General features: G+C 61.2%; 19 protein-coding genes and 1 tRNA gene. 9 read left to right on the top strand and 11 right to left on the bottom strand.

The window, feature by feature from the left end; translation table 11 throughout:
- Positions 1 to 45: 45 nt before the first annotated feature.
- Both xdhB and xdhA read right to left on the bottom strand, forming a co-directional pair.
- Complete coding sequence (xdhB, locus tag AKV04_RS07030) at positions 46 to 2,385, bottom strand: xanthine dehydrogenase molybdopterin binding subunit (protein ID WP_054005740.1); 2,340 nt, start codon at positions 2,383 to 2,385, stop codon at positions 46 to 48.
- The gene (gene xdhA / locus AKV04_RS07035) at positions 2,382 to 3,776 is read right to left on the bottom strand and encodes a xanthine dehydrogenase small subunit (RefSeq protein ID WP_054005741.1); all 1,395 of its coding nucleotides are present in this window, start codon (positions 3,774 to 3,776) and stop codon (positions 2,382 to 2,384) included. The genes xdhB and xdhA overlap by 4 nt, the downstream gene beginning before the upstream one ends.
- Before the next feature lie 227 nt (positions 3,777 to 4,003).
- Between xdhA and dnaE the strand changes: the two genes are divergently transcribed.
- On the top strand, positions 4,004 to 7,486 hold the full coding sequence (dnaE, locus tag AKV04_RS07040) for a DNA polymerase III subunit alpha (RefSeq protein ID WP_054005742.1): 3,483 nt from the start codon (positions 4,004 to 4,006) through the stop codon (positions 7,484 to 7,486).
- Positions 7,487 to 7,673: 187 nt separating this feature from the next.
- Positions 7,674 to 8,435, top strand: a complete 762-nt coding sequence (locus AKV04_RS07045) for a sulfite exporter TauE/SafE family protein (RefSeq protein WP_054005743.1) — start codon at positions 7,674 to 7,676, stop codon at positions 8,433 to 8,435.
- Here AKV04_RS07045 and AKV04_RS07050 read toward each other — a convergent pair whose 3' ends face one another.
- Positions 8,436 to 8,633, bottom strand: a complete 198-nt coding sequence (locus AKV04_RS07050; RefSeq protein WP_054005744.1) for a SlyX family protein — start codon at positions 8,631 to 8,633, stop codon at positions 8,436 to 8,438.
- Between the two features lie 72 nt (positions 8,634 to 8,705).
- Between AKV04_RS07050 and hisS the strand changes: the two genes are divergently transcribed.
- From hisS to AKV04_RS07070, 4 genes are all read left to right on the top strand, one after another.
- Positions 8,706 to 10,196 (top strand): histidine--tRNA ligase, encoded by a 1,491-nt coding sequence (gene hisS, locus AKV04_RS07055; protein ID WP_054005745.1) that lies wholly within the window; start codon positions 8,706 to 8,708, stop codon positions 10,194 to 10,196.
- A complete protein-coding gene (locus AKV04_RS07060) occupies positions 10,193 to 11,296 on the top strand; it encodes an ATP phosphoribosyltransferase regulatory subunit (RefSeq protein WP_054005746.1) in 1,104 nt (367 codons plus the stop codon). Before hisS ends, AKV04_RS07060 begins: the two co-directional genes overlap by 4 nt.
- Complete coding sequence (hisG, locus tag AKV04_RS07065) at positions 11,293 to 11,997, top strand: ATP phosphoribosyltransferase (RefSeq protein WP_054005747.1); 705 nt, start codon at positions 11,293 to 11,295, stop codon at positions 11,995 to 11,997. The genes AKV04_RS07060 and hisG overlap by 4 nt, the downstream gene beginning before the upstream one ends.
- Positions 11,998 to 12,065: 68 nt before the next feature.
- Entirely contained in the window at positions 12,066 to 12,407 is a 342-nt protein-coding gene (locus AKV04_RS07070; RefSeq protein ID WP_054005748.1) for a hypothetical protein, read from the top strand.
- On the opposite strand, the gene AKV04_RS07075 is transcribed toward AKV04_RS07070, so the two are convergent.
- Together AKV04_RS07075 and AKV04_RS07080 are read right to left on the bottom strand one after the other, a co-directional pair.
- The gene (locus AKV04_RS07075) at positions 12,408 to 13,292 is read right to left on the bottom strand and encodes a DMT family transporter (protein ID WP_054005749.1); all 885 of its coding nucleotides are present in this window, start codon (positions 13,290 to 13,292) and stop codon (positions 12,408 to 12,410) included.
- A gap of 122 nt (positions 13,293 to 13,414) precedes the next feature.
- Entirely contained in the window at positions 13,415 to 13,840 is a 426-nt protein-coding gene (locus AKV04_RS07080; protein WP_054005750.1) for a DUF1489 family protein, read from the bottom strand.
- Positions 13,841 to 14,003: 163 nt separating this feature from the next.
- On the opposite strand from AKV04_RS07080, the gene AKV04_RS07085 reads away from it, so the two are divergent.
- A complete protein-coding gene (locus tag AKV04_RS07085) occupies positions 14,004 to 16,280 on the top strand; it encodes an adenosylcobalamin-dependent ribonucleoside-diphosphate reductase (RefSeq protein WP_054005751.1) in 2,277 nt (758 codons plus the stop codon).
- Positions 16,281 to 16,323: 43 nt separating this feature from the next.
- Positions 16,324 to 16,397: transfer RNA gene (locus AKV04_RS07090), tRNA-Gly, on the top strand.
- Positions 16,398 to 16,580: 183 nt separating this feature from the next.
- On the opposite strand, the gene AKV04_RS07095 is transcribed toward AKV04_RS07090, so the two are convergent.
- From AKV04_RS07095 to fabA, 4 genes are all read right to left on the bottom strand, one after another.
- Positions 16,581 to 17,360 carry a site-2 protease family protein gene (locus tag AKV04_RS07095; RefSeq protein WP_054005752.1) on the bottom strand — a complete coding sequence of 260 codons (780 nt, stop codon included), beginning with the start codon at positions 17,358 to 17,360 and terminating at the stop codon, positions 16,581 to 16,583.
- Positions 17,361 to 17,366: 6 nt separating this feature from the next.
- Positions 17,367 to 18,155, bottom strand: coding sequence for an enoyl-ACP reductase FabI (locus tag AKV04_RS07100; RefSeq protein WP_054005753.1), 789 nt, complete (start codon positions 18,153 to 18,155; stop codon positions 17,367 to 17,369).
- A 24-nt stretch (positions 18,156 to 18,179) separates the two neighbouring features.
- Positions 18,180 to 19,409, bottom strand: coding sequence for a beta-ketoacyl-ACP synthase I (gene fabB / locus AKV04_RS07105; RefSeq protein WP_054005754.1), 1,230 nt, complete (start codon positions 19,407 to 19,409; stop codon positions 18,180 to 18,182).
- Between the two features lie 64 nt (positions 19,410 to 19,473).
- Positions 19,474 to 19,983: a bifunctional 3-hydroxydecanoyl-ACP dehydratase/trans-2-decenoyl-ACP isomerase gene (gene fabA / locus AKV04_RS07110; protein ID WP_054005755.1), complete on the bottom strand. Its 510-nt coding sequence runs from the start codon at positions 19,981 to 19,983 to the stop codon at positions 19,474 to 19,476.
- Between the two features lie 148 nt (positions 19,984 to 20,131).
- Between fabA and irrA the strand changes: the two genes are divergently transcribed.
- Positions 20,132 to 20,584, top strand: coding sequence for an iron response transcriptional regulator IrrA (gene irrA / locus AKV04_RS07115; RefSeq protein WP_328287141.1), 453 nt, complete (start codon positions 20,132 to 20,134; stop codon positions 20,582 to 20,584).
- A gap of 244 nt (positions 20,585 to 20,828) precedes the next feature.
- On the opposite strand, the gene AKV04_RS07120 is transcribed toward irrA, so the two are convergent.
- Both AKV04_RS07120 and AKV04_RS07125 read right to left on the bottom strand, forming a co-directional pair.
- Positions 20,829 to 21,383: a fasciclin domain-containing protein gene (locus AKV04_RS07120; RefSeq protein ID WP_054005756.1), complete on the bottom strand. Its 555-nt coding sequence runs from the start codon at positions 21,381 to 21,383 to the stop codon at positions 20,829 to 20,831.
- Positions 21,384 to 21,507: 124 nt separating this feature from the next.
- Positions 21,508 to 23,016, bottom strand: a complete 1,509-nt coding sequence (locus AKV04_RS07125) for a bifunctional metallophosphatase/5'-nucleotidase (protein ID WP_054005757.1) — start codon at positions 23,014 to 23,016, stop codon at positions 21,508 to 21,510.
- Between the last annotated feature and the right edge of the window lie 81 nt (positions 23,017 to 23,097).

The following is a 23,097-nucleotide window of genomic DNA, read 5'->3' on the forward strand; positions in this document are numbered from 1 at the left end:
GCAAGCCGGGGCCACGATTTTTCTCAAAAATCGGCTGCGGGCGGGTCATGCGCGTTGACCTTGCACGGCGGCGAGGATGCGTTCGGGGGTGGCGGGGGCGTCGAGGTTTGGGTAGCGCGTACCGTCTCCGCAGGCGGCTATCGCGTCGGATAGGGCGAGGAAGGCAGAAATGCCGAGGTTGAAGGGGGGTTCTCCGACGGCTTTGGATTTGCCGACGGTGTTTTCTCGGTTGGGGCTATCCCACAAAGCGACATTGAAGATTGGCGGGCGATCCGAGCAGGCGGGGATTTTGTAGGTGCTGGGGGCGTGGGTGGTGAGTGCGCCTTTGGCGTTCCAGACCAGTTCTTCGGTGGTCAGCCATCCGACACCTTGAACGTAAGCGCCTTCGACTTGGCCGATGTCGAGCGCGGGGTTCAGGCTGGTTCCGGCGTCGTGCAGAATGTCGGTGCGCAGGATGCGGTTTTCGCCGGTGAGGGTGTCGATGACGACTTCTGTGATGGCGGCTCCGTAGGCGAAATACAGGAAGGGGCGGCCTTTGCCTTTGACGCGGTCCCAGTTGATTTTGGGGGTGGCGTAGAAGCCGGTGGAGCTGAGGGAAATTCGGGCTTGGTAGGCCCATGCGACGACTTGGGCGAAGGGGTAGGATTCGCCGCCTGCGCGCACGGTTCCGTTCTCAAACCGGACTTCGTTGGGGTGGGTGCCAAGCTTGTCGGCGAGGAAATCGGCCATGCGGGCGCGGATGATCTCGCAGGCGTTTTGCGCGGCCATGCCGTTCATATCAGCCCCGGATGACGCGGCAGTGGCGGAGGTGTTGGGGACTTTTGCGGTATCGGTGGCGGTGATTTTTACTTGGGATGTGTCGACGCCGAACACCGAGGCTGCGACTTGCGCGACCTTTTGGTTCAGGCCCTGGCCCATCTCGGTGCCGCCGTGGTTGAGGTGGATCGAGCCGTCTTGATAGACATGCACCAAGGCTCCCGCTTGGTTCAGCCAAGTGAGGGTGAAGGAGATGCCGAATTTGACCGGGGTGAACGCGAGGCCACGTTTTAGGATCGGGTTTGTGCTATTCCAAGCGGTGATTTCAGCACGGCGGGACTGGTAATTGCTTGATTTTTCTAAGGCATCGTGGATGTCTTGGCCGACGAAGTCTTCGACTTCCATGAAATAAGGGGTGGTTTGTGGGGCGGAGTTCGCGGGGGAATAGGTTGAACCAATCCGGTGGCCGGTGCCGGGTCCGGTGGGGCCAGCGGCGCGGTAATAGTTAAGTTTGCGGATATCGTTGGGGTCTTTTTTCAGCGTGTGGGCGATGTGGTCGATCACTCGCTCAATCCCGATGATGCCCTGCGGGCCGCCGAAGCCGCGGTAGGCGGTGGCGGATTGGGTGTTGGTTTTCAGGCGGTGTGACTCGATGCGAATGTCGGGCAAATGGTAGCAGTTGTCGGCGTGCAGCATGGCGCGGTCGGCAACGGCAAGCGACAGGTCTTGCGCCCAACCGCAGCGGACGAGATGGGTGAAATCCATGCCAAGGATGCGGCCTTCGGCGTCAATTCCGGCGCGATAGGTGATGCGCAGATCGTGGCGTTTGCCGGTGATCATCATATCGTCGTCGCGGTCGTAGCGCATTTTGCAGGGCTTGTTCAGGTCTCGGGCGGCGATGGCGCAGGCGATGGCGAGGGCGTTGCCTTGGCTTTCCTTACCGCCGAAACCGCCGCCCATGCGGCGGGTTTCTACGCGGACGGCAGACATCGGCAGGTGCAGGGCGTGCGCGACTTTGTGTTGGATTTCCGTGGGGTGCTGGGTGGAGGAATAGATATGTATGCCGTCTTCTTGCGGGACTGCGGCGGCTATTTGGCCTTCGAGGTAGAAGTGTTCTTGGCCGCCGACTTCTAGCGTGCCTTCGATGATCTGGGCGGCGGTGGCGATGGCTTTGGCGGCGTCGCCTTTGGCCCAGATGATCGGGCCTTGCTCGAAGCGGGAGTTGGCTTTGAGGGCGTCGTCTACCGTCAGCAGGGCGGGGAGGTCGGCGTAGGTGATTTGGCCCAAGCGCGCGGCTTTGCGGGCGTTGAGATGGGTGTCGGCGATGACGAGGAAAACGGGTTGGCCGAAGTAGTGGACTTTACCCACGGCGAGCAGGGGCTCGTCGTGGATGGAGGGCGAGCAATCCGGCATCTCGGCGAAGTCGGCAGTGCTATAGACTTTGATCACGCCGGGGGCGGCGCGGACTGCGGAAAGGTCGATGGCGGTGATGCTGCCGTGGGCGCAGATGGAGAGGCCGAAGGCGGCGTGCAGGGTGCCTGCGGGCAGCGGAATGTCGTCAAGATAGCGGGCTTGGCCTGTGACGTGCAGGGGGGCGGAGTCGTGTGGGAGGGGTTTGCCCATGGTCATAGCGCGACCTCCAAAACGTTTGTCGCGGTGCCGTTGAGGTCGTGGAAATAGCGGATCAGCAGGTTTTGTGCGGTGGTGAGGCGGTAGGTGGACGAAGCGCGCATGTCGGTGAGGGGTTGAAAATCTTTGACGAATTCGGGGAGGGCGGTTTGCAGGGTTTCTAGGGTGAAGGGTTTGTTTAGGACGGCGGTTTCGACATGGCTGGCGCGTTTGGGGATGCCTGCCATGCCGCCGAAGGCGATGCGGGCTTGGGTGATTTGGTTGGCCTCAACGGTGATGTTGAAGCAACCGAGCACGGCGGAAATGTCTTGATCGAAGCGTTTGGTGAGTTTGTAGCAGCGTAGGGCGGGGGCGTTTGACGGGATGGATATGCCTGCGACGAACTCACCGGGGTGGCGGTCTTGTTTGCGGTATTCGATGAAGAAGGATTCGAGGGGGATCGAGCGGAGGTCGTGGCCTTTGCGCAGGTGCAGCGTGGCACCGAGGGCGATCAGGGCGGGCGGGCCGTCGCCGATCGGCGAGCCATTGGCGATGTTGCCGCCGATGGTGGCGGCGTTGCGGACTTGCTCGGAAGCATAGCGGCGCAGCAGTTCGGCGAAGGAGGGGTGGTGCGGCAGCAAGGCCTCGCGCAGCTGATTAACGGTGACGCCCGCGCCGATGTGGAGCTGGCCGGGGGAGTGTTCGATCTGTTGCAGGTCGGTGACGGCGTTCAGGAAGGCCACCGGGCCGAGGTCGCGCAGTTGTTTGGTAACCCAGAGACCGACATCGGTGGCCCCGGCGATCAGGGTGGCGTTGGGGTTTTGCTGATACCAGTCGGCGAGATCATCGCTGTTGGTGGGGCGGAACGCGCCGGGGAGGCTATGCGCCTCCCCCGTCCCCACCGTGTCGGGCAGGCTGTGTTGGTCGGTTTGCATCCAGTCGGGGATCGGGGCTGATTCGGCGGCTTTTGCGGCGCGGATGATCGGGGCGTAGCCGGTGCAGCGGCAGAGGTTTCCGGCGAGGGTGGTGTCGTGGTCGGTGCGGTTCAGGGTGTGGGCGATGGCCATTGAGGCGATAAAACCGGGGGTGCAGAAGCCGCATTGGCTGCCGTGGTGGGCGATCATCTCGGCTTGGACAGGATGGAGGGTGCCGTTCGGGCCAGAGATGCCCTCGACGGTGCGGACGGCTTTACCGTGCAGTTGTGGTAGGAACAGGATGCAGGCGTTCAGGGCTTTCGGGCCATTGGCATCGGTGACCATGACAGTGCAGGCGCCGCAATCGCCTTCATTGCAACCCTCTTTGGTGCCGCAAAGGGATTTATCTTCGCGCAGGTATTCCAGCAGGGTGCGCGTCGGACTGCCGCCTGCGATGCGCACCGGCGTTCCGTTCAAGAGAAACGCTGTCTCGGTCATGGTCTATCCTGCCGCTGTCTGTCTCAACTGGGCCTTGTGCGCGCCCGCCCGATGCGGCGTAAAGCGGGTCGCGCGACCTTAAGATTGGTCCGTGTCAGGATTTATCAAGCCTGCACCGACATCGTTTGGCAAGCATTACCTTTTTGGCGCTGAGGATAGCAGTTTCAGGATTTGCCTGCGAATAGGGCGGGCTTTTGTTCCGGGCGCCGGTTGGTTAGGCTAGGCCCATGTCAGCACCTCGATTCATCCATCTGCGCACCCATACCGAACATTCACTGTTGGAGGGTGCTGTGCCTGTGAAGGCGCTTTTGAAGCTTTGTGCCAAGCATGAGATGCCTGCGGTGGCGGTCACCGACAGCAATAACATGTTCGCGGCGCTGGAGTTTTCGGTTTACGCGAAAGACGCCGGGGTGCAGCCGATTGTGGGCTGTCAGGTGTCTGTCGCTTATGATCCGGGGGCGGCGGGGGAGAAGGTGAAGGCGGCGGCTTCGGTTGTGCTGCTGGCGCAGAACGAAGCGGGTTACATGAACCTGATGAAGCTGAACTCTTGTCTTTATATCGACAAGGGCGGGGCTTTGCCGGAGGTGACGGTTGCGGAGTTGGAGCGGTATTCGGATGGGCTGATCTGTTTGACTGGCGGGGCGGATGGGCCTTTGGGGCGGTTGGTGCAGACGGCGCAGCTGCCGAAAGCGCGGGTGTTGTTGGAGCGGTTGGCGGCGGCTTATCCGGGGCGGCTTTATGTGGAATTGCAGCGGCATCCGGGCGAGGGTGGGCGGCTGACGGATGCCGAGGCGGGCACCGAGCGCTGGTTTATTGAGACGGCTTACGAGTTGGACCTACCTCTGGTGGCGACCAATGACGTCTATTTCCCGGCGGCGACGATGTATGAGGCGCATGACGCGCTGATTTGCATTGCCGAGGGGGCTTATGTGGATCAGCAGCAGCCTCGGCGGCGGCTGACGCCACAGCATTATTTCAAGACCGAGGCCGAGATGGTGACTTTGTTCGCCGATCTGCCGGAGGCGGTGGAGAATACGGTAGAGATCGCGCGGCGCTGTGCGTTTGCGGCGTTCAAGCGCGCGCCGATTTTGCCGAAGTTCGCCGATGATGAGGTGAATGAATTGCGGCGGCAGGCCAATGCGGGCTTGCAGGCGCGGCTGGCGATTATTCCGCATGCGGTGAGCGTCGAGGAATATCAGGCGCGGTTGGACTTTGAGCTGGGCATCATCGAGAAGATGGGGTTCCCCGGCTATTTTCTGATCGTCGCGGATTTCATCGGTTGGGCGAAGAAAGAGCATATTCCGGTGGGGCCGGGGCGGGGTTCTGGTGCGGGTAGCCTCGTGGCTTATGCGCTGACGATCACTGATTTGGACCCTTTGCGCTATGCTTTGCTGTTTGAGCGGTTTTTGAACCCCGAGCGGGTGTCGATGCCCGACTTCGATATCGACTTCTGCATGGATCGTCGGGGCGAGGTTATTCAATACGTTCAGGGCAAGTATGGCCGTGATAAGGTGGGGCAGATCATCACTTTCGGCGCTTTGCTGTCGAAGGCGGCGGTGCGCGACGTGGGGCGCGTGTTGCAGATGTCTTATGGGCAGGTGGACCGGCTGTCGAAGATGATCCCGGTGGAGGGGGTTAAACCCGTCAGCATTACCAAGGCGTTGGCGGATGAGCCTCGGCTGCGCGAGGCGGCGAAGGAGGAGGTTGTCGCGCGGCTTTTGGACTATGGCGCGCAGATTGAGGGGCTGTATCGGAATGCGTCTACCCATGCCGCCGGGGTGGTGATTGGCGACCGTCCGTTGGATGAGTTGGTGCCGCTGTATCAAGACCCGAAATCGGACATGCCTGCGACGCAGTTCAATATGAAATGGGTCGAGCAGGCCGGGCTGGTGAAGTTCGACTTTCTTGGGCTGAAGACGCTGACGGTGATCCAGAACGCGATTGACCAGATCAACAATGGCAAGCGGGCGCTCAATCAGTCGGCGGATGGCCGGGTGTTGTATGAGGCGAAACCGGGGGCGGAGAACGACATCGGGCTGATCCCGTTGGACGATAAGGCGTCGTATGAGCTTTATGCGGCGGCGAAAACCGTGGCGGTGTTTCAGGTGGAATCCAGCGGCATGATGGATGCCTTGCGGCGGATGAAGCCGACCTGCATCGAGGATATCGTGGCGCTGGTGGCTTTGTATCGACCCGGCCCGATGGAGAATATTCCGACCTATTGCGAGGTGAAGAACGGGCTGAAGGATCTGGAGTCTATCCATCCGACGATTGATCATATTCTGGCCGAGACGCAGGGGATTATCGTTTACCAAGAGCAGGTTATGCAGATTGCTCAGGTGATGGCGGGGTATTCTTTGGGCGGCGCGGATTTGCTGCGCCGCGCCATGGGCAAGAAGATCGCCGAGGAGATGGCGAAGGAACGGCCGAAGTTCGTTGAGGGCGCGAAGAAGACCCATAATGTCGATGTGAAGAAGGCCGGGGAGGTGTTCGACCTGCTGGAGAAGTTTGCCAATTACGGTTTTAACAAATCGCATGCTGCGGCCTATGCGGTGGTCAGTTATCAGACCGCTTGGCTGAAGGCGAACCATCCGGTCGAGTTCATGGCCGGGGTGATGAACTGCGATATTCATCTGACCGACAAGCTGGCGGTGTATAAGCGCGAAGTCGGCAAGCTGGGGATCAAGACGGTGGCGCCCTGTGTGAATGCGTCTTTGGCGACGTTCACGGTGCGGGATGGCGCTGTGGTCTATGCTTTGGGCGCGTTGAAGGGTGTGGGCGCGGACGCGATGGGGCTGATTGTCAGCGCGCGGGGCCAGAAACCGTTCGCGACTTTGTTCGATTTCGCCCGCCGTGTGGATATGAAGCGGGTGGGAAAACGCCCGTTAGAGATGCTGGCGCGGGCCGGGGCGTTTGACGTTTTGGACGGCAACCGGGCGCGGGTGTTTGAGGCTTTGGATGCGCTGGTGGCCTATTCGGCGGCGATCCATGAGGCGCAAAACTCCAATCAGGTCAGCCTGTTTGGCGAGGCTGGGGCGGATATTCCGGAGCCTCGGCTGGCGTACCGGGACGATTGGCTGCCGGTAGAGCGGTTGACGCAAGAGCATCTGGCGATTGGGTTTTATCTGTCGGGGCATCCGCTGGATGACTATATGTCGGCGTTGAAACGGCGGGACGTGTTGACCCTGACGGAAGTGACGCGGAAAGCCGAGCGGGGGATGTGCATTGCCAAGATTGCGGGCTCGGTGGCCAGCAAGCAGGAGCGCAAATCGGCGAAGGGCAACCGCTTTGCTTTCGTCTCGCTCTCCGATCCGACCGGGCTTTATGAGGTGACGGTGTTTTCCGACACGCTGGAAGCCGCGCGTGATCTGTTGGAACCGGGGATGAACGTGGTGCTGACGGTGAAGGCCGAGCTTGAGGGCGAGACGCTGAAGCTGCTGGCCAATGCGGTGCAGCCGATTGATCAGGTGGCGGATGCGGCAGGCGCGCAGGCGTTGCGGATCCATCTGAACCGGGCTGAGGCGGCGGTGTCGATAGCGATGCTTTTGGGCAAGGTTGAGGGGCGCAACAAGGCGCAGATCACGCTGTGTGTGCCGGATGATCAGGGCCGCGAGATTGATCTGACCCTGCCGCAAAGCTATCCGGTGACGGCGCAAATCAAGGGCGCGATCAAGGCGATGCAGGGCGTGGTGATGGTCGAGGAAGTGTGACGCCGCCACGTCTAGCCACCGACAACCCCCGCCCTAGGTTGTGCGAAACCTCGCCGATGATGACGCTTTTGTGAGCAGAAGGGTCGAATCTCTGCCAAATTCCTGCAAAAGAGAAAAAAATAGTTGTTTGCTGGGCTTAATCAGTAAATATCTACGGGAATTGTCGTAATTAAGGGGCGAAATCTGCATGGACAGCATCTGGGATTACATGCTCATCGGGTTTATTGCGCAGTTGATTGATGGATCATTGGGCATGGGCTTTGGGGTGATCTCGTCCGCCGTGCTGCTGGCGCAAGGTGTGCCGCCGCCGTTGGTCTCTGCCTCGGTCAATGCCGCGAAGCTGCCGACGGGGGGGACGGCGGCGCTGTCGAACCTCTATCATCGCAATATTGACTGGCGGATTGTGGGGGCTTTGGCGCTGTTTGGCTCGATTGGCGGCATCCTTGGGGCTACCCTGCTGTCGGGGCTGAAGGGCCATGCTTTGCAATATCTGGTGAACGGCTATCTGGTTCTGATGGGCAGCTATATCGTTTATCGCGGCATCTATGGCATCGCCGTCAAAGTGGTGAAAACCCGGCGGTTTCAGGCGATTGGCTTTGCGGGCGGGGTGATTGAAGGCATCGGCGGATCGTGGGGGCCGATTGTGAACACCGGGCTGTTGGGCTCGGGCGTGGAGTCGCGCTATGCGATTGGATCGACGAATTTCTCGGAATTTATCGTCAGTTTTGTGGTGTTTACCGCGCTGGGCGTGGCCTATTATTTCGGCTGGTGGGGCGAGGAAACCGACTGGAGCCAAGTGCGGATGACGGTGTTTGGTCTGGCCTTGGGCGGCTTGCCTGCGGCGTTTTTTGGCGGCTATCTGGCCAAGATGGCCCCACGCAGGCCGCTGACGATTGCGGTCGGGCTGTTTGCGCTGGGCGTGGCGGTTTACCGTTTGGTGAATATGTAGTTACCAGTGGGGGGGGCGGACGTTGGCTTCGGGCGCTTGGCCGGGGCCTTCGCGTTCCGCCTCTCGTTCGGCCAGAAGTTGCGTCAGGCGCAGCAGGCGGTCTAGGTCTTTTGACTGGCGCGCGACCACGTCCGACAGGTCTTCGACGGCGCGGGTCAGATGGGCGATGCGTTCTTCAAGGGCTTCGGTGCGGTCCATCTTCGTCCCCTGCTTGCTGCGGATGCCCCCATCCGTTACACGGAGCGCGAGAAAAAGCGAAGGCTGTAAGCTATGGCAAATGATAAAACCCAAGGCGCAAAAGTGGCACGTCGCCCGCGCGCGGAGACCCCCAAGGGCTTTCGCGATTACTTTGGCGCGGAAGTGACCGCCCGCAAGGCGATGCTGGACAAGATTGCCGAGGTTTACCATCGCTATGGCTTTGATCCGCTGGAGACTTCGGCTGTGGAAACGGTTGAGGCTTTGGGCAAGTTTCTGCCCGATGTGGATCGCCCGAATGAAGGCGTGTTCGGCTGGCAGGATGAAGACGCCGACTGGCTGGCGCTGCGCTATGACCTGACAGCGCCACTGGCGCGGGTGGCGGCGCAGTATCGCAACGATCTGCCGTCGCCGTATCGGCGGTATGCGATGGGTCCGGTTTGGCGCAATGAGAAACCGGGGCCGGGGCGGTTCCGGCAGTTTTATCAATGCGACGCCGATACGGTGGGGTCGGCTTCGGTGGCGGCGGATGCCGAGATTTGCGCGATGTTGTCGGATGCGCTGGAGATCGTTGGCATCCCGCGCGGCGATTATGTGGTCAAGGTCAACAACCGCAAAGTGCTGAACGGGGTGATGGAAGTCGCCGGTTTGGCGGGCGACGACAAGGAAGCCGAGCGCGGGATTGTGCTGCGGACGATTGATAAGATTGATCGCTTGGGCGACGCGGGTGTGCGGGCCTTGCTGGGTGCTGGCCGCAAGGATGAGAGCGGCGATTTCACCAAGGGCGCGGGGCTGAGTGATGCGCAGGCGGATGTGGTGATGGGGTTCACCTCGGCCAAGCGCGACACTGGGGCTGCGACGGTCGCGCGATTGCGCGAATTGGTGGGCGGTTCGGTGATCGGCGCTGAGGGTGTGGACGAGTTGGAAAGCATCGCGGCGTTGTTGGATGCGCAGGGCTATGGCGCGGATCGGATCGTGCTTGACCCGGGCGTGGTGCGGGGTTTGGGCTACTACACTGGCCCGGTCTATGAGGCGGAACTGACCTTTGAAATCCTCGACGAGAAGGGCCGCAAGCGGTCTTTTGGCTCGGTGGCGGGCGGGGGGCGCTATGATGATTTGGTCAAGCGCTTCACGGGCCAAGCGGTGCCTGCGACGGGGGTTTCCATCGGGGTGGATCGGTTGCTCGCGGCTTTGGCTGCCAAGGGGCGGCTGGCTGCGGATACGGCGGGGCCTGTCGTGGTGACCGTGATGGATCGCGACCGGATGGCGGATTATATGGGGATGGTGGGGGAGTTGCGTCAGGCTGGTATCCGGGCGGAGGTTTATCTCGGCAACCCCAAGCAATTCGGCAACCAGTTGAAATATGCGGATAAACGCCAGTCTCCGATTGCGGTTATTCAGGGTGGGAATGAGGCTGAGAAGGGCGTTGTGATCCTGAAAGACCTGATCCTCGGCGCGAAGATTGCGCAATCTGCGACGCTGGAGGAATGGAAGGATCAGCCTGCGCAGGTGGAAGTGCCGCGCGGTGATCTGGTGGCGGCAGTGCGGAAGATGTTGGGGCAATGAGCCAGCCCGTTAACAAAGCTGCAATCCGGGCCGAGGCTTCGCTGCTGTTTGCAGCGTTTCAGGCGGCGGGGGCTGTGGCGGTTGAGGCGGATTTGCTGCTGCCGGCGGAAACTCTGCTGGATTTGTATGGCGAGGATATTCGGGCGCGGGCTTATGTCACCACCGACCCGTTGCGCGGCGAGATGATGCTGCGGCCTGACTTCACCGTGCCGGTGGTGCAGGCGCATATGGCGGATGGGGCGGACCCGGCGCGCTATTGCTACATGGGCGAGGTGTTTCGCAAGCAGGAGCATTTGGGCAACCGGGCCAGCGAATATTTGCAGGTGGGGTTTGAGGTGTTTGATCGTGCGGCACCCGAGGCGGCCGATGCCGAGGTGTTCGCGTTGTTCGCGGGGCTGGTCAGCGGACTGGGCTTGCGGGCGGTGACGGGCGACATCGGCATTCTGATGGCGGCGGTGCGGGGGTTGGAGACGACCGAGCGGCGGCGGGCGGCGTTGTTGCGGCATATCTGGCGGCCGAAGCGGTTCCGGGCGCTGCTGGATCGGTTTGCCGGGCGGGCGGCGGTTTCAGCGGGGCGGCTGGCTTTGCTGGAGCGGTTGGCGGGCGGTGCGCCGGAGGCATTGATTGCGGCGGCGGGGGCGTTCATCGGGCTGCGTGCGCCGGAAGATATTGCGGCGCGGGCCGAGGCGTTGATTGAAGATGCGCAGGCTGCGCCGATCAAGGCGCCTGAGGCGGCGTTACTGTATGATCTTTTGGGGTTGCAGGCCCCAGCTGAGGCGGCTTTGGGGCATTTGAGTGGGATTACGCCCTTGTTGCCTGCGATTGCGCCTGCGGTGGATCGGTTTGCGACTCGGTTGGACGCGCTGCGTGCGCGTGGGGTGGCGGTAGATACGCTGGCGTTTGAGGCGAGCCTTGGGCGGACCTCGATGGAATATTACGACGGCTTCGTGTTCTCGTTTCATGCCGAGGGGATGCCTGCGGTGGCGACGGGCGGGCGGTATGATGCGCTGACGGCGGTGCTGGGGGCTGGGCGGTCTATTCCGGCGGTGGGGGGGATCATTCGCCCCCACTTGGTGGCGGCATTGAAGGGGGCGATCTGATGTTGAAGATCGGGGTGCCCTCGAAGGGCCGGTTGATGGAAAAGACCTTTGAATGGTTCGGACGCCGCGGTGTGGTGATGCGGCAAACCGGGGCGGAGCGGGAGTATTCCGGCGCTGTCGAGGGCATTGACGGGGTGGAATTGGTGATGCTGTCGGCGGGGGAAATTCCGCGCGAATTGGCGGCGGGGCGGATTCATCTCGGGGTCACCGGCAGCGATTTGGTGCGGGATAAGCTGGCGGATTGGGATGTGCAGGTGGCGGAACTTGCCGCCTTGGGCTTTGGCCATGCCGATCTGATCATCGCGGTGCCTGCGTGCTGGATTGATGTCGATACTGTCGATGATCTCGACGCGGCGGCGGCGGCGTTTCGCGCGGCGCATGGCTTTCGGTTGCGGATTGCGACGAAATATCATCGCTTGGTGCGTGAGTTTCTGACCGCGCAGGGCGTGGCGGATTATCAGCTGGTCGACAGTCAGGGCGCGACTGAGGGCACGGTGAAGAACCTGACGGCTGAAGCGATTGCAGACATTACGTCGTCGGGCGAGACCCTGCGGGCGAACCATTTGAAAGTCCTGTCGGATTCGGTGATTTTGCAAAGTCAGGCGGTGCTATTCGCCAGCCGTGGGGCCGATTGGTCGCATGCGCGCGGCGTGCTAGAGCGGTTGGCGATGAAGCTGGGGCTGACGCTGCCCGCGATCTGACGGCGCTTGAAGCGGCTTGACCTTGCGGGGCGAAGAGTTAACTCTGGCGGCAACCGAGGAGGCCTGCCGTGCGCTATATTCTGCCGCTGATGCTGCTCGCGACGCCCGTTGTGGCGGCCGATCTGGCGACGGGTGATGCGATTCGTTCTGCACTGGTTGGCAATACCGTGACCGGCAGCATGGCGGCCTCGGGCGCTTATGCCGAGTTTTATGCCCCCGATGGCAGTTTGCACGCGGCAGATTACACCGGGGCCTGGGCGGTGAAGGGCAATAAGATGTGCTTCACCTATGGCCAAGACCCGGAAGTGTGCTGGTCGGTTGCGATCAGTGGCGCGCAAGTGGTTTGGATGAGCGAAGCTGGCGAAGAAGGCCATGGCAAGATAAAATCGGGCAATCCGGGCGGCTGGTGATCAGGGTTTTGCAGCGGGTTTTCGGCTCACCAAAGCCACCCCCAGACCCGCCAATGCCATGCCTGCCCATGCCAAGGGCGGCATTGCCTCGCCCAGCAGCGGCCATGCGAACAGGGCTGACAGGGCTGGGACAAGGTAGAACAGCGCCGAGACGCGGGCGACTTCGCCGACGCGGATCATTGCCAGCAAAAGGCTGATCGCGAGGATGGAGTTGCCGATCACCAAATAGCCCAAGATCAGCAGGAATGCGGGCGACCAGTGCACCGCCATGCCTTCGGTCAGGTAGGCGGCGGGTAGGGTGAAGATGGCTCCAGTGGCGTATTGGATCAGGTTGGCGGTGATCGGGTGCTGATGGGTGCCGAAGCGCTTTTCGTAGAGCGTGCCGCTGGTGATCCCCAACAATCCGCCGAACGCCAGCAGGATGCCCCATGGGTTTTCGGCCTGTAGGCTGGAGCGCGACAGGATGGCGATGGCAGCCCCGGCGAGGCCGAGGGCGAGGCCGATCCAGCCGAGGCGGGAAGTGGCCTCACCCACGGTATAGGGCGCGGCGAGGGCGACGAGAATCGGTTGCAGGCAGACGATAATCGCGACGCCACCAGCCGAGACTCCGGCTTTGAAGGCGATGTAGCAGAGGCCGAAATAGACGACTTGGATCAGAAAGCCGGTGATGGCGATGTCGGCCCAAGCGCGTTTGGTTTTCGGCATTGGGGGTCGGATGATCAGGGCGAGCGGCAGCAACAGCGCCAAGACGCAGGTGTAGCGCAGTGCCAGCAGGGTGAGCGGTTCGGCGTGTTGCAGGCCAAGTTTGGCGATGCCAAAGCCCGCCGACCACAGCAGCAGGAAGATCACGGGGGCGGCGGCGAGCCAGAGCGGACGTTTGATCATATCTGGGTTGTGGCGCGGATTTTAGGCGAAGGGAAGGGTGGATGCCGCGCATTGGGGGCTCGCCCCCAAACCCCGAGGATATTTGAGCACAGAGGATGACAATTTTAGACAAGTTTTGGCGGTTAGCGCAGGCCGATTTCTGCCAGGGCTGCGGCGAGGGCCGGGGGGAGGGTGTCGTCCTGCGCGCGGGTTTTTGGCAGATCGCGTGGCGATTCGGCGGGATCGAGGTAGCGCCAGCCTTGGAACGGGCGGCGCAGGGCGTTTTCGGTGCGGATGACTTCGGCATCCAGCACAAGGGCGCAGCGCAGAATGCCGTCTTGGCCGCGCCGCTCGGCGAGGCCCAGCAGGCGCTGGCGGGCTTGGATCACGCCTTTGATCACCCAATAGAGCGAGCCACCGTTGAGAATTTCGTCTTCACGCTTCGGCCACATCCGGGTGACATGTTCGGTGGTGCCGGGGGCCCAGACATGCGCATGGGCGCGGTGCCATTGGGTGAGGTCATCGACCGATTCCGTCCCGACGCTGAGTTTTAGGATATTGAGCGTCATTGAGTCCCTCGTGGCATAGAGGACATAGAATAGACCTAAATCTGGTATGCTCAAGGGTTGCTCGCGCAGGAAGTTGCGCGTATCCTGTCGACCTGCCCGTGGCCGCTTTTGCTGTCGTGGGCTTTTGCATTTTGCCCCCTATCAAGATAAGTGAGAACGCCTAATGTCGCGCTTCGCCGCCCCTATCGCCGAGCAAATCTGGGACATGAAATACCGCCTGAAGGCGCAGGATGGCACGCCGATTGATGGCTCGGTCGAAGACAGCTGGCGGCGAATCGCGCGGGCTTTGGCTGAGGTCGAGGCCGAGCCTGCGGTTTGGGAGGAGCGATTCTACAAGGCGCTCGAAGGCTTCAAGTATCTGCCTGCGGGTCGGATCACGGCGGGCGCTGGCACGGGCCGCAACGTCACGATGTTCAACTGCTTTGTCATGGGCACTGTGCCTGATTCGATGGGCGGGATTTTTGATGCGCTGAAAGAAGCCGCGCTGACGATGCAGCAGGGTGGCGGCATTGGCTATGATTTCTCGACCATTCGCCCGCGTGGCGCCGAAGTGAAGGGTGTGGCGGCGGATGCCTCGGGGCCTTTGAGCTTCATGGATGTGTGGGATGCGATGTGCCGCACCATCATGTCGGCGGGGTCGCGTCGCGGGGCGATGATGGCGACGATGCGCTGCGATCACCCGGATGTGGAAGCGTTTATCGAGGCCAAGAAGGATGCAGCCCGGCTGCGGATGTTCAACCTTTCGGTGCTGATCACTGATCCGTTCATGGATGCGGTGAAGGCCGATGCGTCTTGGGATCTGGTGTTTGAGGGCAGGGTGTTCCGCACCCTGCAAGCGCGCGATCTGTGGAACAAGATCATGCGCAACACCTATGATTTTGCCGAGCCGGGGGTGATTTTCATCGATCGGATCAACAAGGCCAACAACCTGGGCTATTGCGAGACGATTGCCGCGACCAATCCTTGCGGCGAGCAGCCCTTGCCGCCTTACGGGGCATGTCTGCTGGGGTCGATCAACATGCCGACGCTGGTGGCGGGGGCGTTTACCAAGGGCGCGAAGCTGGATCTGGTGGCACTGGATGATCTGGTGCGGCTGGCCGTGCGGATGATGGACAACGTGGTGGATGCCTCGCGCTTCCCGTTGCCGGAGCAGCAAGCTGAGGCGAAGGCGAAGCGGCGGATCGGGCTGGGCGTGACCGGGCTGGCGGATGCGTTGCTGATGGTGGGCCTCCGCTACGGCTCGGTTGAGGCCGCCCGCCAGACCGAGGATTGGATGCATGCGATCGCGCGGGCATCTTACTTGGCGTCGGTTGATCTGGCGAAGGAAAAGGGCGCGTTTCCGTTGTTTGAGGCGGAGGGGTATCTGGCTTCGGGCAATATGATGCAGATGGATGATGATGTGCGCGACGCGATCCGCACGCATGGGATTCGCAATGCGTTGCTGACCTCGATTGCGCCAACGGGGACGATTTCTTTGTATGCGGGGAACGTGTCTTCGGGCATTGAGCCGGTGTTTGCTTATGCCTACACCCGGAAAGTGCTGCAAAAGGATGGCTCGCGGACCGAGGAAGAAGTTGTTGATTATGCGGTGCGGCTGTGGCGTGAATTGAAGGGCGATGCGGCACTGCCGGATTACTTTGTGAATGCGCAGACTTTGCCTCCGCTGGACCATGTGCGGATGCAGGCGGCGGCGCAGAAGTGGATTGATAGTTCCATTTCCAAGACCATCAACTGCCCCGAGGATATCAGCTTTGAGGCGTTCAAAGAGGTCTATATGGCCGCTTGGGATCAAGGTTGCAAAGGCTGCACCACCTACCGGCCCAATGCGGTGACCGGCTCGGTGCTGACGGTTTCGGAAAGCACGGATAAGGTTCCGGCGGAAGCCCCGGCAATGGTGGCGGGGGGCGAGGTGGTCTACCTGACCGATCCGCTCGACCGCCCTGCGGCGCTGGAGGGGCAGACCTATAAGGTCAAATGGCCGGGCAGCGAACACGCGCTCTATATCACCATCAATGACATCATCATTGCTGGGCATCGGCGGCCGTTTGAAGTGTTCATCAACTCGAAAAACATGGAGCATTTCGCCTGGACCGTGGCGCTGACCCGGATGATCTCGGCGGTGTTCCGGCGTGGTGGGGATATCTCGTTTGTCGTCGAGGAGTTGAAAGCGGTGTTCGATCCGCGCGGCGGGGCCTGGATGGAGGGGCGGTATATTCCCTCGATCCTGGCCGCGATTGGCGGGGTGATTGAGCGGCATCTTGTCTCCATCGGCTTTATCGCGGGCGAGGGGATGGGGCTGAAATCTGACCCTCATGCGCAGGTGATGGCGGTGGGCGAGGCTCCGCGGGGCAAGGCTTGTCCCTCTTGCGGCAGCTATGCGTTGCAGATGAAAGAGGGCTGCATGACCTGCAATGATTGCGGGCATTCTAAATGTGGGTGAGGGGTGTTGAGCCTGCCTTCCAGCGGTGCTAGAAGGCAGCTGCGCGGGCGTTGTGTAATGGTAAGACCTTAGCCTTCCAAGCTAAAGACGCGGGTTCGATTCCCGCCGCCCGCTCCAAAAATTCTGGATTGAAAAGTGAGGGTCCCAACTCGGGACCTTTTTATTTTGTGCGTTTCCAAGGGCTTGGGGGTACGCCGTTAAGGGGAATTTAACGATTTGGCGCGATGCGCGGCGCCGGGGCTGAATTTCTGTTCCAGAAATTTGCACGGATTTTTTCTGCAAAATCCGGTTTCGCTGACGCTAAAACAGGCTTTGCACGAACTGAGCGGCACCCAAATACAGCGCGCCTGCAGTGGAGAGGTAAGCGGCCAGCGCCACCCATGCGGTGGATTTGCGCATCGGGCGTTGCAGTTCGATCAGTTGTTCGGATTGGATCAGGCCTTGCCAGCCCAGAAGCACGAAGAACAACAGGATGTAGGAATGGGTTGCTACACAGAGCGCGGCGGCGGCGGCGGACATCAGGATCGACACCGTGCGGGTGGCTTTGGGGAAGAAGGTGTAGGTCAGCAATCGCACGATTTTACCGCCGTCCAACGGCCAGAACGGCAGCAGGTTGAACAGGTTAAGGCCGCCGAGGACGAGGCCTTGGATGTAGAGAAAGCTTGCCACAGCGGGGGCTTGTGGGAAGATCAACTGCGCCACCGCAAAGCATAGGGCCATTGGGCCGAGGCAGATCGCTGGGCCCATCAGGCTGATGAACAGGTCACGGTCATGGCTGGCGGGCAGGCTGCGGGATACTGCGACGCCGCCGAACAATGGGATCAGCCGGAACTGCGCGTCTTTGTGGCCGCAGACCCGGAAGGCGGCTACATGGCCGATCTCGTGGATCATGATGGCTGCGATGAAGGCCGCGCCATATTGCCAACCGAAAAACCAGATCGCGGCGGCGACAGCGACGGCGGACAGGCCCAAAGCGTTGACATCAAAGCCGACGCGATTCCAGCCCGCGCCCGCAAAGCCGCCGCGCAGGGCAAGGCCGGTGACGGCGATCAGGCCGAGGGAGAGGACAAGGGCAAGCACCTGAGCTTACAGGTTTTCCTGCTGCGGCATCCCCAGCACATGATAGCCGGAATCGACGTGGATGATCTCGCCAGAGGTGCAAGCGCCGAAGTCGGAGCAGAGGTAGACGGCGGTGCCGCCGATGGCCTCTAGGGTCGCGTTGGTGCGCATCGGGGCGTTGGCCTCGGTATGGCGGAAGGTGGCGCGGGCGCCACCGATGGCTGCGCCGGCGAGGGTTTTCATCGGGCCGGGGCTGATGGCGTTGACGCGGATTTGCTGCGGGCCAAGGTCATTCGCCAGATAGCGGGTGGCGGATTCGAGGGCGGCTTTGGCGACGCCCATCACGTTGTAATTCGGCGTCACGCGGTTGGAGCCGCCATAGGTCAGGGTGATCAGGCTGCCGCCGTTTGGCATCAACTCCGAAGCGCGGCCTGCGACGTCGATGAAGCTATAGCAAGAGATGCACATCGAGTTTTTGAAATTCTCGCGGCTGGTGTTGATGAAACGCCCGGTCAACTCGTTCTTGTCAGAGAAGGCGATGGCGTGGATCAGGAAATCCATCGTGCCCCATTTTTCCTTCAGCGTGGCAAAGCAGGCATCCAAGGAGTCGTCGTTGGTGACATCAACATCGACCATCACATCGCTGTTCACGGTGGCGGCGAGGGGGGCAAGGCGTTTGCCGAAAGCGTCGCCTTGGTAGGAAAATGCCAGTTCGGCCCCTTCAGCGGCCAGCGCTTTGGCGATACCCCAAGCGATGGACCGCTCATTCGCTACGCCCATGACAAGCCCGCGCTTGCCCTTCATCAGATCAGCCATACTGGCACTCCTTTTAGTGGCGGATTAGGCCAGATACTTGCTCATCAGAAGGGTCGCATTGGTGCCGCCGAAGCCGAAAGAGTTCGACAGGACGGAGTCGAGTTTGACGCCCTCGCGCAGGGTCATCACGATTTCGGATGGGTCTAGGGCAGGGTCTAGGGTGGTGATGTTGGCGGAAGCGGCGATGAAATCACCGTTCATCATGAGCAGGCTGTAGATCGCTTCGTGGACGCCGGTGGCACCGAGGCTGTGGCCGGTCAGCGATTTGGTCGAGGCGACGGGCGGGGTGTGGCCTTTGCCCCAGACGCGGCGGATCGCTTCCATCTCGGTCACATCACCCACCACGGTCGAGGTGCCGTGGGAGTTGATGTAATCCACGCTGCGGCCTTCGGGTAGGGTGGCGATGGCGAGTTTCATCGAGCGTTCACCGCCTTCGCCGGAGGGGGCGACCATGTCGTAGCCATCCGAGGTGGCACCATATCCGGTGACTTCGCCGTAGATTTTCGCACCGCGCGCGAGGGCGTGGGAGAGTTCTTCCAGCACGACAACACCGCCGCCACCTGCGATGACAAAGCCGTCACGGGTAGCGTCATAGGTGCGCGAGGCGGTTTCCGGGGTGTCGTTATACTTGCTGCTCATCGCGCCCATCGCGTCGAACAGGCAGGACAGCGTCCAGTCGAGTTCTTCGCCGCCGCCTGCGAACACCACGTCTTGCTTGCCCATCTGGATCAGTTCCACGCCATTGCCGATGCAATGCGCCGAGGTCGAGCAGGCCGAGGTGATCGAATAGTTCACGCCCTTGATCTTGAACGGGGTGGCGAGGCAGGCGGAGTTGGTCGAGGACATGCAGCGGGTGACCATGAATGGACCCATCTTTTTGGGCGCGCCCTTGTTGATCACCGCATCAAATGCGAGGAAGAAGTTTGAGGTCGAGGGGCCGCCGGACCCCATGATCAGGCCGGAGCGTTCGTTGGATACGTCGCTTTCTTCCAGACCGGAATCGGCGATGGCCTGCTGCATGGCGAGGAAGTTGTAGGCGGCACCGGGGCCCATGAAGCGCAGATCGCGCTTGTCGATGTGATCGGCAAGGTTGATCTGCGGCATGCCGTGGACTTGGCTGCGGAAACCATGCTCGGCATATTCGGGCGCGAACACGATGCCGGATTTGCCTGCGCGCAACGATGCTTCGACCTCGGCGGCATTGTTGCCGATCGAGGAAATGATGCCGATCCCGGTGATGACGACGCGACGCATGGGCTATCTCCTTTGGTGTCGTAAGCGCCATCAGACAACGAATCTGAGGGCCGATTTTGTCAGATTAATTCTCTGACAGGGCAACTTTCATATCTTTGACAAGGTAGATGGTTTCGCCATCAGCCTCGACCCGGCCATCTGCGACGCCCATAGTCAGGCGGCGGGTTTGGATGGCTTTGGTGAAATCAACATAATAGGTCAGGCGCTTGCGGTCAGGGCGGACCATGCCGGTCAGCTTAACTTCGCCGACGCCCAGAGCATAGCCGCGCCCCTGCCAGCCGCGCCAGCCGAGGTTGAAGCCGGTGAGCTGCCAGAGGCCGTCAAGGCCAAGGCAGCCGGGCATGATCGGGTTGCCGGGGAAGTGGCATTCGAAGAACCACAGGTCAGGCGTGATGTCGAACTCAGCGACGATATGGCCCTTGCCATGTGCGCCGCCATCGGCGGAGACTTCGGTGATGCGGTCCATCATCAGCATCGGCGGGGCGGGCAGTTGTGCGTTGCCGGGGCCGAACAGCTCTCCGCGCGCGCATTTCAGCAGGTCGTCCTTGTCGAACGAAGTTGGAAAACCGCTCATGCCCTCGAAATCCCCCCAGTGGCTGGCCTTTTTCCCCATGTAACACCCAGCGAGAGGGCGAACAAGTGTGGGGCGGCGGGGCTGGGCAGGGGAGTTTGGGGTTTTCGTTTGAAACGCACGGCTTTTACACTCTATATAGGGGGCTAGGATGGATGCGGGCTATGGCCTGCCTTGGAAAGTGGCGATGGGTTTGAGCGAACAACAGCGCAGCACGACATGGTTGGCGAGGGGCGGATTGCGCCCGACGCGGCAGCGGTTGGCTTTGGCGGGGTTGTTGGTCGGCGATGGCATGAACCGGCATGTCACGGCGGAGAGCCTCTACGCGGCGGTCGGGGTGTCTGGCGCGAAGGTGAGTTTGGCCACGGTCTACAACACGCTCAGGGCGTTTTGTGAGGCGGGGTTGCTGAACGAGGTCGTGGTGGACGGCGCACGCAGCTATTTCGACACACGGTTGGATGATCACCCGCATTTCTACTGGGAAGACACGCACGCCTTGACCGATGCGCCTGCGGAGGAGTTGATGATTGCGGGGCTGCCAGAGGCACCCGAGGGCATGGCGGTGAGCCGTGTCGATGTGGTGATCCGGTTGAAGCGGGCTTGAGCCTGCCCCGACTGATCTTGTCAGCCTGATCCTGCCACCAGCGGTTTTCAAATTGCGCGGCAAGCACCGCATTATTTTAGGTCGCCTGCGCGGCGTGCCGCCGCTTGTCTCCGCCGGGATGTGGCACGAGGCTCGGTTTTGCATAACAAAAGGCGCGATCTACCTGGGGGCAGACCGCGCCATATGGCCAGCACGGGAGGAGAATTGTGCTGGCCTGTCACTGGTTACAAACTTGTGCGACTGGTTACTTCGGTAGCAAAACTTTGTTCACGACTTGGATCACGCCATTCGACTGTTCCACGTCGGAAATGGTGACTTTGCCCGCGGTGCCGGATTCGTCGTAGATATAGAGACTACCGCCCTTCATCTTGGCCGAGAGATGATCCCCCGACAGGGTGGTCATGTTGAAATAGCCGTCTTTCGAGGCTTTGGCTTTCTTCGCCATCTGCGCGGTGGTGAAGTGGCCAGCAACGACATGTGCGGTGAGGATCTTGGTCAACATGTCTTTGTTTTCGGGCTTCAACAGCGTGTCAACCGTGCCTGCGGGAAGCGCTGCGAAGGCGTCATTGACCGGGGCGAACACTGTGAACGGACCAGCCCCTTGCAGCGCATCGACCAGACCTGCGGCTTTGACGGCGGCGACGAGGGTGGTGTGATCTTTTGAGTTCACCGCATTTTCGACGATGTTTTTATTTTCATACATCGCAGCGCCGCCGACCATCGGGTTTTCGGCGAGTGCTGGGCCAGAGATCAACGCGAAGGCAAGGACGAGAGCAGAGGTTTTCCCAGAGGTTTTCATGGCAGCTTCCCTTTCAATCGGCCGGTTGATTCCGTGCCGTATGAAAGGGAAACGAGGTTGTGGGCCGGGAAGTTTCAGCCGTCCCGGTGCGTTCACGCTTTCGTGATCTTGGTTAGCCCCGGCCTTACTGGCCGAGCTTCTTGATGCGGCCCTCGACTACGGGTTTCACCGTGCCGAGTTTTTCGACATAGCGCATGACATCGGTTGCGACGAGATTGCCCGCCCCGGTGTCGGTGATCAGACGACCCCCACCTAGGCTGCTGTAGCCATCGCCACCGCCCAGAATGTAGTCGTTGACCGCGACTTTGTAGAGCGCATCGGGGTTCAGGGCGGTGCCATTCACCATCACCTCAGAGACCCGGGCACCGGGTTCGGCGGAGGCGTCATAGCTGAAGGTCACGCCCGAGACCTGCGCAAAACGGCCTGCGCCTTTTTCGACCTGTGACACGGCATTTTCCAGCGCACCAAGCAACTGGCTGCCCGGCAGCTCGGTCAGCACGGTGACATTGCCGAACGGCAGTTCGGTCAGAATGTCGCGGCGGGTCAGTTTGCTGCCTGCGTCATAGGTGCGATCAGCCCGAATGCCGCCGCCGTTCATGATCGCTACATCTGCGCCGGTGGCGTCGCGCATCGCATCGGCGATCAGGTTGCCCATCGCGGATTCCTCGGCCCGCACCACGTTGCGGCGGCTGTCGAGCGGGGTTTCGGTGGTGCCGATCTCGACGTTCAGGGTTTCATCAAGGCCAGCGGAGAGTTTATCGACCATGGCCTGCGTCTCGGGATCAGGGGCGACGGTGGCGGTGTCGATGAAGCGGAAGGCCGGGGTCCAGGCGATGGTGCGCTTGCCGTCTTTCTCGCCCACCTCAACCGTCAGATCGACGGGGCTTAGGAACTGGCCGTCCAGTGAGGTTTCGACATAGACGGTGACGCCATCATAGGCGGTGGCATAGGAATGGTCGTCGCCCGACAGGATCACATCGAAGACGTGCGATTTCAGCAGCTTGCGGTCATTGTCCATATCTGTCTGCACCACACCGACCACGATATCGGCCCCATCCGCGCGGGCGGCTTTGGCGGCTTTGATCGCGGTATCGACGGTGGGCAGGAATTTCAGATCCTCGGTTGAGGCGACCGAGGGCGAGGTGTCTTGCGCCACCGGGATCAGGGCGACTTTCAGCCCTGCGATATCCTTGACCGTCACCCCGCCGACGCCTTCCAAGCCTGAGCCATCCGCATTGGTGATGTTAATCGCGGCCCAAGGGTATTTCGAGGCTTTGACCTTTTCAAGGAAGTTCGCCGGGCCAAAGTCAAATTCATGATTGCCGGGAACCGCCAGATCGAAGGGCACGATATTGGTCAGATCAATGGTGTTTTGGCCCTTATCGAAGCCCGACAGCAAGGAGGGCGACAGCATATCGCCGTCAAAAAGGTAAAGCGTGTTGGGGTTGGCGGCGCGCTCGGCCTTTGCCACCGCGTTCAGGCGGGCAAAGCCGCCCCGACCGTCTTCCTCGGTGAAGTTATAGACATCGCCGACACCCAGCAGGGTGAGTTTCACGGTTTCGGCGTGTGCGCTCAGCGGCAACAAGGCGGTGGCGGACAACAGGGCGGCACGGATGCTTTGCGACAGGGGCATGGCGATCTCCACTTCGGGATTGGATGCGGGTACAGTGCAACCTGAGCTTGAGTCTGTCAAAGCCCGGATTTCTGGAGCATT

This window comes from Cypionkella psychrotolerans (assembly GCF_001294535.1).
Lineage (GTDB): Bacteria > Pseudomonadota > Alphaproteobacteria > Rhodobacterales > Rhodobacteraceae > Cypionkella > Cypionkella psychrotolerans.

Bases quoted from the DNA above. Each gene is read 5' to 3' on its own strand.
- xdhB (WP_054005740.1), bottom strand. From the start codon at position 2,385: ATGACCATGGGCAAACCCCTCCCACACGACTCCGCCCCCCTGCACGTC.
- xdhA (WP_054005741.1), bottom strand. From the start codon at position 3,776: ATGACCGAGACAGCGTTTCTCTTGAACGGAACGCCGGTGCGCATCGCA.
- dnaE (WP_054005742.1), top strand. From the start codon at position 4,004: ATGTCAGCACCTCGATTCATCCATCTGCGCACCCATACCGAACATTCA.
- AKV04_RS07045 (WP_054005743.1), top strand. From the start codon at position 7,674: ATGGACAGCATCTGGGATTACATGCTCATCGGGTTTATTGCGCAGTTG.
- AKV04_RS07050 (WP_054005744.1), bottom strand. From the start codon at position 8,633: ATGGACCGCACCGAAGCCCTTGAAGAACGCATCGCCCATCTGACCCGC.
- hisS (WP_054005745.1), top strand. From the start codon at position 8,706: ATGGCAAATGATAAAACCCAAGGCGCAAAAGTGGCACGTCGCCCGCGC.
- AKV04_RS07060 (WP_054005746.1), top strand. From the start codon at position 10,193: ATGAGCCAGCCCGTTAACAAAGCTGCAATCCGGGCCGAGGCTTCGCTG.
- AKV04_RS07075 (WP_054005749.1), bottom strand. From the start codon at position 13,292: ATGATCAAACGTCCGCTCTGGCTCGCCGCCGCCCCCGTGATCTTCCTG.
- AKV04_RS07080 (WP_054005750.1), bottom strand. From the start codon at position 13,840: ATGACGCTCAATATCCTAAAACTCAGCGTCGGGACGGAATCGGTCGAT.
- AKV04_RS07085 (WP_054005751.1), top strand. From the start codon at position 14,004: ATGTCGCGCTTCGCCGCCCCTATCGCCGAGCAAATCTGGGACATGAAA.
- AKV04_RS07100 (WP_054005753.1), bottom strand. From the start codon at position 18,155: ATGGCTGATCTGATGAAGGGCAAGCGCGGGCTTGTCATGGGCGTAGCG.
- fabB (WP_054005754.1), bottom strand. From the start codon at position 19,409: ATGCGTCGCGTCGTCATCACCGGGATCGGCATCATTTCCTCGATCGGC.
- fabA (WP_054005755.1), bottom strand. From the start codon at position 19,983: ATGAGCGGTTTTCCAACTTCGTTCGACAAGGACGACCTGCTGAAATGC.
- irrA (WP_328287141.1), top strand. From the start codon at position 20,132: ATGGATGCGGGCTATGGCCTGCCTTGGAAAGTGGCGATGGGTTTGAGC.
- AKV04_RS07120 (WP_054005756.1), bottom strand. From the start codon at position 21,383: ATGAAAACCTCTGGGAAAACCTCTGCTCTCGTCCTTGCCTTCGCGTTG.
- AKV04_RS07125 (WP_054005757.1), bottom strand. From the start codon at position 23,016: ATGCCCCTGTCGCAAAGCATCCGTGCCGCCCTGTTGTCCGCCACCGCC.